Below are 11,288 nucleotides of genomic sequence, written 5' to 3'. Positions count from 1 at the left end.
CTATGATACAACTGCACATTCACAAATTTTTTCGTTTGAAAAAATGAAAGGATTAATTCTTTTAAGAAGGTGGAGCAGAATGAATACTTTATTAGAACTGCTACGTATCGTTATTATCTTTATATTTTTTGGTACTTTGGGTGCGGTCGTAACAGGAAACATATATACAAGATTTGAAGTGAATGAAACATATTCTTGGCTAGGTGCAGTAGCTATTTTATTAATTCTTTTTGTTTTGTATCGAAATAAGTGGCAATTCTCTGGCTGGAATAAAGTAATTGGCAGAGAAAAGCTTTCAAAAACTGTTTCATTGACACTGATTTTAGTTTCTTTTGTACTAATTATCTCACCTTTAATCTTGAGTTTTGTACAAAATACTAAATAATTCGATGGGGATGTATAGATGGAAAAAGCGAAAGTGCTTATATTAGGAACGTTTCATCTGAATGCAATAAATAACGGTGATGCTGCACAGTTGAGTGATGATGATAAGAGGTTATTTAAAGACAAAGATTTTCAAGATCTTATCCTTCTTCTCAAACAATATTCTCCGACAAAAATTGTTGTTGAAATGGATAAWAATCAACAAGAGCGATTAGATAATACATTTCAGACTTACTTAAATGGAACGTATAAATTGCAACAACACGAAAGGGATCAAATTGCTTTTCGTCTTGCTAAAGCATGTAATCATAAAACCATTTTTGCTGTCGACTGGAATGGAACTTCCGACACCGTGCCTAACCTAGATGAACTCCAAACAGCCAAAGCAAGACATGAGCTTGAAATGGTAGTACAAACAGCAACAAAACAAATGCAAGATCTTCAGGAATATATGTGGAAGCACTCGATAGTCGATACACTTAAATTCATTAATGAACCTGCTCGTTTAAAAGACAATCACTCAATTTACATGGACATGGCAATGATTGATGAAGGTGATGCAGAAGGGTTAACCTGGGTGTCACATTACTGGTTATACCGAAACTTAATGATTACTAAAAATCTCCTTGAACTTATTGAACACGAAGATGAACGTATATTTGTGTTATATGGATCAGGGCATGCCTATTTGTTGAAACAATATTTAAATGAATCTCAGAAAGTTGAATGTGTTGAGGTCTCTTGTTTGTAGATTGTTATAAGAGGGGGAATGAATAATGAAACTTCTACTATCAATAGTGTTATTTGCACTTTTAGGTTATTTTCTATTTATTATGGGTCCGATCATTGGTGGTTGCATTGCTTTTGGAATTGTTGTTGGTTCCTTGGTTAACGGGGTCTCCTTACTTAACGAAATTCACAAAAGACTTGGTATCCTTGCACCCACTCCTGATACAGACTCTAAAAATGTTGTAGGAGATGATGGCTCATCAAATCATCTCAAAGATAAAGATACTTATTTAAAATATCTAAAAGAAAAAAACAAACTTTCTTAAAGTAAAGAAAAGGCAAATTAGTTGAATAACAAATAAAGGAAAAATTGAGAAGGTGGGCATCATTCAACTAAAGTGCAGATCTTCTTGAACTAACTGACAGGTAAAAAGAGAATGTACGACTTTATACACAAAAAAGGAGGTAACTTTTTGGGAGAGAAAATTTATAACGGTGATTATTAACGATCTAATTGATTCAAATGAATTCAAAATTGGATTCTAAATCAGAAGAACATGAAAGTTACGTTATCCAAGCTATTAATATAGGGATATCAATTAAAACTTAAGGGCCATAAAAAACTTAAACGTTTAATTCCTTATACAACTAACGAATGCGTTACTCTAACTCCTCTTTATAGAACAACTCACAGAGAAGATAGGCATCAACGGCATCTGTCTTCACTTTTATTAAACTTGATCATCTTTCATTGTATGAAATCAACGGATGATAATAATCTATAAATATCCTCGTTCTTCCAAGTAATGACGACAGGAGTTTGATAATGCCCTGTAGCTTCTAAAACTAGTGAAGGCCTCCTACCAATCACTCTTTTCACATCCTCAAGAAACGCTTTTCAAGATAACTAAGCCCCTCAACAGTWTGAGACACTTTAAAACTCTTACGATATGGTTTGCCTTTATCTAAAAATGCTTGAACTTGACTTTCCCCTTTTGAAACATCCAGACCAACGACTGAATTCATTCTAACTCCTCCACATAAACTAGTAATTTGCCAGTAACACAGGCAGTCATTTATGCCGTTCGAAATCAACTTGTTCCGTTTACTTATTTAAAAATCACTTATAAAAAAATGTCCTGTCCCTTATTATGTCACTCTTGGTATAGTACTTTTGTTTTAWGMAGGTATAGAACCAAGAACAGCACAAGATACATCCTATGTTTAATTTTCAGAAAAGTAGAAATGTGGGATGATGAGGGTTAACTGGGAAATGTTTCTGAATATTGAATGAATAAATGTTGGATAAACTCCCAGTTGATATTAGATTAGTTGAAAAATTTTAACCTGATGTTGAAAGACAGATCAGTGTATTAAATGTGAAGTTAAGTCATCAGCACGAAACCTTTACATTTTTACAAATGTATTAATCTACTATTTAGTTAGGCAGGGGAGAGGATTAATGAGGAAAAGGAGAAACAAAAAAATTATTATTAGAATCATTGTTTCGTAATTCATTGCACTACATATKTAATAARRAGACAGAGACTKGGAGGAAGAAAATGGGRAAAAAAGCAAACAACAAAAGTAAGGTCKTRAAAAGCTTAGCTGTATTTGCTCTATCATCTAGTTTTATTTTAAGTTCTATTGTACAAGTACCAACTACTGCGAAAGCGGTTAGTTATTCGARTRCTGAAAATTTACTTGCTAATTTAACACCAGAACAAAGAGCWGCACTTAACCAGATGRCTACAAATGAATCAACAGGTCTTCAAMTTTCTTCKGATATTGATTTAACGACAACGGAACAAACCCATGTAATTGTCGAGTTTGCAAATAAACCAGCAAAAGTTGCTAAGATTGAAGCGGCATCAGAAGGTCAACAACTATCAGATTCTGAAGCATCAAATTTAGTTGATCAAGATCATGAAACATTTCAAAAAGATTTGGGACAAGTATTAATTGGTGAAAATAGTAAAAAAGTAAATTATAAGATTAATCGCTCATATAAAAATGCATTAAATGGTGTTTCAATGAGTYTMCCTGCAAATCAARTTMARAATCTATTAAAATCAAAAGTAGTCAAATCAGTTTGGAGTAACGAAACGTTTACGATTGATCCKCCTGTTCAAGGAAAAGATAATGATCCATTACAAGCAGATGAATTCAATATCGCAAATTATACACCTTATGATGGATTAAACCGTTTACATGCAGAAGGCTATACCGGTAAAGGGATTAAAATMGGTATTCTAGATACTGGAATTGATTATAACCATCCAGATTTAAAGGATGCTTATAAAGGTGGAYATGATTTTGTCGATGATGATAATGATCCAATGGAAACAACTTATGCGGATTGGAAGAAATCAGGARAACCTGAATCTAATGGATCMTCGGTTTATTACACWRAWCATGGTACACATGTTGCTGGGATTATTGGAAGCCGTGGAGTAGCGAAGGATACTGAGTATACAACAGTTGGAGCAGCACCAGAAGCAGATATTTATGCGTACCGAGTGCTTGGACCATATGGCAGCGGACAAGGTGACGACATAATTGCAGCTGTCGATCGAGCTGTGAAGGATGATATGGATGTTATTAATATGTCATTAGGTAATTCACTTAATGATCCATTATATGCAACTTCAATTGCTGTAAACAATGCAGTATTAAGTGGAGTAACAACTGTTGTTGCAGCGGGGAATAGTGGCGATAAAAATTATACGCTAGGTTCACCAGGTGCTGCAGCCTTAGCGTTAACTGTTGGTGCATCATCTGTTGCAATTGATATTTATCAATATGCAGGTGCACATAATGGGGAGAATTACAATTTAAGACAATTAGCAAAAAATTATAAAGATGATTTATCTACATTAAAAGGAAAAACTCTCCAACTTGTTGATGTGGGACTCGGAGATCCAGCGGGCTATTCAGGAAAAGACGTAAAAGGGAAATTTGTACTCATGAGCCGAGGAGTTTATACATTGGACTCTAAAATAGCGTATGCCAAGGAACAAGGTGCTGCTGGCGTTATCATGTATAATGATGAAGCAAACAAGGCCGAGGGTGCAATTCAGTCCTTTTTAGGTGAATCAGTTAATTCGATTCCTTCATTCTCTGTTTCAAATGAAGAAGGATTAACGATCTTGGAAGCATTAAAAACTGGTAAAACTGATTTCACATTTGGCGATTTTACTAAGATACAAACAGCATCCGATGAGTTAGCACCATTTAGTTCTAGAGGTCCTTCWCGAATRAATTATGACATTAAACCGGAAGTAACTGGACCAGGTGTTTCGATTCTTTCAACCGTCCCATTTTACGTAAACGATAAAACAGTRGATGGAACAAAACCGGAAGATTATAAATATGCATATCAGCGTTTATCAGGAACTTCAATGGCAACCCCTTATGTGGCAGGTGTTTCAGCATTATTATTACAATCGAATAAGGATCTTGAGCCTGCAGACATTAAATCAATTTTAATGAATACGGCTGATYCACTTTCAAAAGCTTATAGTGTATTTGAAATCGGTAGTGGTCGTGTTGATGCATATGAAGCAATTCATTCGAATGTTGAATTTGAAGTAGTAGATAAAACACCTACAAGTCTCAAGGGAAAACAAAAGATAATCAAAGAATTAACGGGTGGAATCAGTTTTGGTTCATATGGATTTGATGACCAAGATATTAATGATTCACGTAATATTACAGTGAAAAATAGAAGTGAAAAAGCAAAAACATTTAGTGTAAATGTTAAATTCCAAACAGGATTAAGAGATTCCAAAGATGCAGCTCAAAATGGAGTGACCTTAACAGGTCCAACTTCAGTTAAATTAAATGGAACTAGTCAAAAATCAATTAAATTTGACTTAAACATTCCGAAAACAGCCGAAAAAGGAACATATGAGGGATATATCGTCTTTACAAATAATGCAGATCCAACTGAAACGTATCAAATTCCATTTGGCGGACGTGTTATTAATGAAGGGATTGATACCTTTACAGTACGAAGTCCAATGTATTCTGGCGATACACGTTGGCCAGAAAATGCCATGCAATTCCTTGGTTTTCAATTCTCAATAAAGTCCTTTATGAAGACTTTAGATGTAGTATTACAAGATTCAACGGGTCAAGATATTGGTTTCCTAGGGTCTTTTGATCCTCGAATTTTGAATGAAAACCAAGTTTATGGTATTCCTATTGCATTCACTGGGGGTTACTATCCGTTTACAGGTGATTCGAAAAATCCGATTAACAGTGATTATGTTGATGCAAAAACAGGTAACTATAAATTAAAAATGATTGGAACAAATGATCAGGGGAAAGTATTTACGAAAGTAGCGGATTTCATCTTCGAAAAAGGCAAACCAACAATGACATCAAGTTTTGATTCGTTAGATCAAAAAGTTATTGAATATAATGATAGTCAATTCGATTCAAATGGAGAATATTTATATGATTTCAATATTAATGTAAATGATCCTGAAGTGGCTGATGCTAATCGTGTTGGAATTCCAATTGATCAATCAAGCAATGCAGTGGTTTCATTTTACGATAGTCCATATTCAGCATTTCCAATTAACACTGATAAAAATGGAAATTACAACGATCAAATACTAGTGAAAAAAAGGTCTACACCTTTAAAAGTTCAGTTTTATGCTTATGATGATGCAAGAAACTTTACTTCAGATGGTACGTCAATGCTAAGGGTAGCTTTTGTTTCTAATACTTACCCTTACTATTACTTAAAAGCAAATAAACAAGCCGCTTCTACCGGAGATACTATAAATTATTCTATTCGTTCGAATAATATTAAAAACCTAAAAACATCAAAGATTACAATTCCAGTCATGAAAGACAATGGTGACTTAGCTACAATTAATAATGTTGTTGTAAATGATGCAGTTAAGCAATATGGGGATGCACAAGTTTCTGTAACATCAACATCTGATGATTTTGATACGACTTATACAATTACTTTTAACTATTTAGGAAATAAAGCATTACCAGAAGATATGCAATTAGTTAATTTCGATTTAAATACAGTTAAACATTATACGCCAAATACAAATTTCTCTGTTAACTGGTTTGACATGGAAATGACTGGAACTACAGTTGATCAATCAAATGTAGTAACAAATAATGTATATACTTATATGGAAAGTGTTAAAATGAAAAACACATATTCAAGGATAAATGGTAACTTGAATTTAGAAGGAACGACTGATCCTTTAACAGGCCAAACGAATTACGCGTTAGATCAAACCAAAATTGGTGCAAAAGTAACTGTAACGTCATATGATGGTAAAACTGTTATTGAGGCTCCAATAGAAAACAAATATGGAGGCTACATTGCAGATGGAATGAAAGCTGATAAAAATGCTTCTACATTAAAAGTAGATGTACCAGGTCATTTTACGATGTATAAGTCGTTAGTACTATCTTATGACGTTCGAGGAGAAGCAATCGGATATAGATTTGGTTCTGCACTTGCTCAGGCTAAAGCTGGAGATGCAAATAAAGATAATGTAATTGATATAATGGATGCATTATACCTACAAACAAATTGGGGAACAAATAAATCAGGTGCAGATTTGAACTTCGATGGAGTTGTTGATAAAAAGGATATGGATCTTCTTATTAAAAACTATGGATTACAAAATAGTACAGTTCCAAATCCACCTAAAGCGAAAACTAAGTATAAAGGTTCTACATTAGATACTGTGTTAAATCAGTTAGGATTAAAATAATCCTAAGCTAGTTTCTATAATCAAACGAAGAACCATTTTTTTGGCTTACTACAGTAAATAGGGGCAGTAATTAAATAAGATTTTAAGTAGCCTTAACCCTGTATTTTTTTGGGTTAAGGTTTTTTAATTACTTTTGAAATCAATCTCTCTGCGTTCAAAAAGCATCAGTTCCATTAGGGTACACATTGACAGGATACACAAGATCGCTGAACTGCTTTGTTTTTATAACGAAAACAAAGAATAAGATGTTTGATTCTCTTTTTACAGCCATTTTTAAAACTAATCAGCTTTTCCAATCGGAAGAGGACAGCTCTTATTCAAAAAACAAGTGCTTAATTTGATGATTCATTAGCTGTTAAGCAGCTCTTTATTTATTTGAAAAGGCTACTGAGTGAACTTAATGATATAAAAGGGTAAAAAAGGAATGTCTCTTATGATAAGTGACATTCCTTTTTTTCAGGATTGATTAGTAATTCCACCATTATTAAGCTTTATTAGTTTGCTTTATTTTAATATAATAGTTAAACAATACTTTTATCAACAATGCAGCATTAAATGGAGGCATACCAGTTATTGCCGAAGGAAATGCATGGAAACAACAAAACTATTAAATGCCTCTTTCCTCCATCTGATCCAAAACTGACTTAATTGTTCATTCAATAGGTAACATGAGACGAAATATAGTTTCATGCGGTGAGGTTGATACTAAGAACAATTCACAATTATTAGCTTCAGCAAGTAATCGACTTAATGGTAACCCAAGTCCTAATCCCTGCTTCTTCTTTCTTTTACTGTCTCCTCGATAATATCGTTCAAAAATATAAGGAATTTCTGATTCTGCAATCCCTTTACCATTATCTGATATATCAAGGTACAGCTTTTTATCTTCAATAGTCATGCTTAAGGTGATTTTAGTAGCTTCTGCTCCTGCACTATTCATTAAGAGGTTAAGTAGAATTTGCTTAATTTGACCTCTATCGGCAACTATTTTCAGTGGTTTGATTAAAGGAGAGGCATCAAAGTCTATATCTTTAAAACCATCTATGGAATGAACCTGTTGCATTACCTCTTCTATTACCTCCCAGAGAGGGAACAATACAAACACTCCATGAACAGTGCTGGATTCTAACGAAGCAAAATCTAATAAATCTTCTACCATTTTTTGCATTCTCTTAGCTTCTTCTAACGTTGTTACTAAAAATTGATCCGCTGTTTCACCAGTGACAATGCCTCCTTGGACGGCTTGAATCATCCCACGAATCGAAGTAACTGGGGTCCTTAATTCATGAGAAACACCTGCAAGTAAATCAGTTCTCATTTGTTCAAGTTGTTGCAAACGCTTTGTCATTATCTTAAAAGAAGAAAATAGTTGTTGTAATTCAGCCTCTTTAACTTTGGTTGCTGAAGGAAGATTCGGTGAGTAATCTCCTTCTGAAACTTTTCTCGCAGCTTCAGTTAATTGATGTAAGGGAAGTATTAATTTTCTAGAAAGATGATATATTACAAGCCAGCCTCCAAATGCGACACCTAAAATAATAAGTACAAGAAGTCCGTAAGTTTCTATATTTTCCGAAAACAATTCTGGTGAAGGGGTACTTAAATATAAAGCACCAATAACATTCCCATCTTTACTAAGAGGCATGCCAACACGCAGCCATGTAACATCTTTATATTCAATTTTTTCTTTAGTTTTTTTACCGCTTAGAACACTTTCTATAGTAGGTGGTGTTTTAGCAAGAGTCTCGGATATTGATATATCTAGACTCGAAAAGTTAACAAGATTATGACCCTCTTCATTAAAAACTTGCATATAATCTTGAGCAACCGGACGCGCTACTTCCGTTGCTATTGCGGGTGTAGAAGGTGCAGCAGGTGTGACAGGTAATTGATCTTGCTGAAAATTTGGTTGTGATTGTATTATATCTATAGCGCGTATATATGAATCACTAAGTTGTTCAGCTCTCGCCTGTAGTATTTGAAAACTTTGTTGATTTTGATTTACTTTTAGCAATACACCAGCGATAATCCCTAAAATGATAAGAATGGCTATTAGTACACCCGCATATTTTCGAGTCCAAAAACGAAGTAAAGGGATACTTTTTTCAGACTGTAAGCTAGTTAACACGTATCATATACCCCGTTCCACGTACTGTCTTAATTTCGCCCTCATCTGATGACCAATCACACAAGTGTTGACGAATTCTTTTAATTGAAGCATCTACAGCTCTATCTGCACCGTTATAATTCATACCCCAAACATAATCCAATAGTTGATCACGAGTAAAGCATTGATTGGGGTGTTTTGCTAGGAAAGCAAGCAGTCCCCAATCGCGTGGTGACAAAGGAATTAATTCATCATAAAAAGAGGCTGTACAAGTTGTAAGATTTATTACAAGATGGCCTAATCTAATTATTTCATTATCTTCTAAATGTGAGGAACGGCGTAATACAGCTTGAACTCGAGCCACAACTTCCTCAGGATCGAATGGTTTTGTGATATAATCATCAGCCCCTTGTCCAAGCCCTGCTAGTCTTTCGGGCACACTACCTCTAGCTGTTAGGATAATGACAGGACAACTACCATATTGACGGATTTGTTTTAGAATCTCGAGCCCATCATTTTGAGGCAACATCAAATCCAAAAGTACCAATGAAGGTTTATAATTTAAAAAAAATTGAACTACATTACCTTCGCCTGAATGGGAAGCCACCGAAAAATCCTTTCTTTCCAAATATACTTTTAATATCTGCACAATTGGTAATTCGTCCTCAATAAGTAAGATGCGCTTCACTACAAAACATCCTTTCTACAACTTTGAAAAATTAGGGCTAAGTCGTTAGTGTATAGCTGGAATATGTCGATAAAATGACAACGCCTCATTATTTCCTATCTAAGCAAGTGATTAAACTGTAGGTTACTGCCCGTATGTCAGGGTGATACACTACATTTTTACATCGTCATATTGTTGTCACATTAATTGGATAAATTAGAAGTGTGGGAAACAACATCCCATACTTTATCGCAGAGCGATTAAAAATAAGGAGGAATTTGAAATGAAAAAAATTCTATTAGTAGGCGCAAYGACATTAGCAGTTTCACTAATTGCAGGATCAGCTTTAGCTTCTCCACTTTTTGAAGAGGAATCSACACCAGCAGTAGAATCGACACCAGCAGTAAAAGTGACACCAAAAGAAGAAAARACAACAAAAGAGGGATCGACACCAACAGTTGAATCCACWCCAGCAGCAGTAATGACTCCAGCAATTGAAGCGACAAAAAAAGAAACTGTAACAAAGTAGCAATCCAAATTGAAAAATTATAGTGATCTGAGCTTTAAAGAGTATCCTTAACATGGTTGCAAGTACAACCTCAACCAAAAAAGAAATTCGGTGCATCTAGTTAGAAACTATTCCGGATCAGCTCGCTCTTTATCTGTTCGACGAAGTAGAAGTAACAGATTAGATAGTACTTTATCAACTCTTACATTAGTTGAAGACAATTCCAACTGATTGCCAGGTCCTAAAGAAAACTAATTAAAGTATTGAGCAAAGCGCCCATGTAAAATCTTGGGCGCTATTTGACGTTTACGAAGAAATGATTCACTACGGCTCTTAGTCAAGTACATGTTTTGATCACGACCCACTATTTAAGATGACATGAAAGCAAGTTCCGTTACTTTCATTGTCAGTAACAGTAATCGTACCGTTATGTTTTTTGATAGTGCTGTCAACAGTTGAAAGACATAAGCCTGTACAACCCAGTTGACGTGAGCGAGATTTTTCAACACGATAAAAAAGTTCAAAAATTTTCTGTTTGTATTTGTCGGCAATGTCGATGACTGTATCTATAATTTTGAATGAAACCTGTTCCTTTCTTAATCTGTTTACAATAACTTCAACTGTGCCGCCGTCAATATTGTACTTAATTCCGTTTTCCACAAGGTTGTAAAAAGCACGATACAAATACCATAAACAACGCTATTATCACAATCTAAGGTCATTGTAACATTCTTATCTTTAGTGATATGAGAAAGCACGGAAATAATATCCTCAAAAAAATCCTTTAAGCAAATGTGCTGCAGCTTTAAGCTGAATAGCTTTTCTTATGCCCACCTGATTGATCGACTTTTACATAATCCAAATATCTTGTCTGTAATTATTTCTTCAATTGCACTCAAAATATCCGCGTTCTTCCAAATTATGATTACAGGTGTTGTTTGATAATGCCCTGTAGCTCCTAAAACTATTGAAGGCTTCTTACCAGTCACACTTAATTAACAATCACTTTTAAAAAAAGTCCTGACTCTTATTATGTCGCTCTTGGTATAGTGCTTTTGTTTTATGCAGGTATAGTACCAATAGCAACAAAAGTTACTACCTAAGTTTAATTTTCAGAAAAGTAGAAATGTGGGATGATGA

General features: G+C 34.4%; 8 protein-coding genes and 1 pseudogene. 5 read left to right on the top strand and 4 right to left on the bottom strand.

Annotation, left to right across the window (positions count from 1 at the left end; all coding sequences use genetic code 11):
• The 3 genes from AC1DSB_RS07190 to AC1DSB_RS07180 all read left to right on the top strand — a co-directional run.
• Positions 1-385 (top strand): hypothetical protein (locus AC1DSB_RS07190; protein ID WP_477586258.1); only part of this gene is annotated, 385 nt, incomplete at its 5' end.
• An 18-nt stretch (positions 386-403) separates the two neighbouring features.
• Positions 404-1,135 carry a DUF5694 domain-containing protein gene (locus AC1DSB_RS07185; protein ID WP_477586256.1) on the top strand — a complete coding sequence of 244 codons (732 nt, stop codon included), beginning with the start codon at positions 404-406 and terminating at the stop codon, positions 1,133-1,135.
• Between the two features lie 25 nt (positions 1,136-1,160).
• A complete protein-coding gene (locus AC1DSB_RS07180) occupies positions 1,161-1,439 on the top strand; it encodes a hypothetical protein (protein ID WP_477586254.1) in 279 nt (92 codons plus the stop codon).
• 337 nt (positions 1,440-1,776) lie between these two features.
• Here AC1DSB_RS07180 and AC1DSB_RS07175 read toward each other — a convergent pair.
• Positions 1,777-2,139 (bottom strand): annotated as a pseudogene (locus tag AC1DSB_RS07175) (IS110 family transposase); the annotation flags it as partial.
• Between the two features lie 536 nt (positions 2,140-2,675).
• Here AC1DSB_RS07175 and AC1DSB_RS07170 point away from each other — a divergent pair.
• A complete protein-coding gene (locus tag AC1DSB_RS07170; RefSeq protein ID WP_477586252.1) occupies positions 2,676-6,869 on the top strand; it encodes a S8 family serine peptidase in 4,194 nt (1,397 codons plus the stop codon).
• A gap of 652 nt (positions 6,870-7,521) precedes the next feature.
• On the opposite strand, the gene AC1DSB_RS07165 is transcribed toward AC1DSB_RS07170, so the two are convergent.
• Together AC1DSB_RS07165 and AC1DSB_RS07160 are read right to left on the bottom strand one after the other, a co-directional pair.
• Positions 7,522-8,994: a sensor histidine kinase gene (locus AC1DSB_RS07165; protein WP_477586250.1), complete on the bottom strand. Its 1,473-nt coding sequence runs from the start codon at positions 8,992-8,994 to the stop codon at positions 7,522-7,524.
• Complete coding sequence (locus AC1DSB_RS07160) at positions 8,984-9,661, bottom strand: response regulator transcription factor (protein ID WP_477586247.1); 678 nt, start codon at positions 9,659-9,661, stop codon at positions 8,984-8,986. The genes AC1DSB_RS07165 and AC1DSB_RS07160 overlap by 11 nt, the downstream gene beginning before the upstream one ends.
• Positions 9,662-9,923: 262 nt before the next feature.
• Here AC1DSB_RS07160 and AC1DSB_RS07155 point away from each other — a divergent pair, with 262 nt between their 5' ends.
• Positions 9,924-10,169 carry a hypothetical protein gene (locus tag AC1DSB_RS07155; RefSeq protein WP_477586245.1) on the top strand — a complete coding sequence of 82 codons (246 nt, stop codon included), beginning with the start codon at positions 9,924-9,926 and terminating at the stop codon, positions 10,167-10,169.
• Positions 10,170-10,502: 333 nt separating this feature from the next.
• Here the strand turns inward: AC1DSB_RS07155 and AC1DSB_RS07150 are convergent, their stop codons facing one another.
• A complete protein-coding gene (locus tag AC1DSB_RS07150; RefSeq protein ID WP_477532553.1) occupies positions 10,503-10,808 on the bottom strand; it encodes an ATP-binding protein in 306 nt (101 codons plus the stop codon).
• Positions 10,809-11,288 lie beyond the last annotated feature (480 nt).

Source organism: Paenisporosarcina sp. P4_E4_2 (assembly GCF_056401595.1).
Note: the sequence above shows the minus strand (reverse complement) of the source record. Positions and strands in the feature narration are given on the sequence as shown.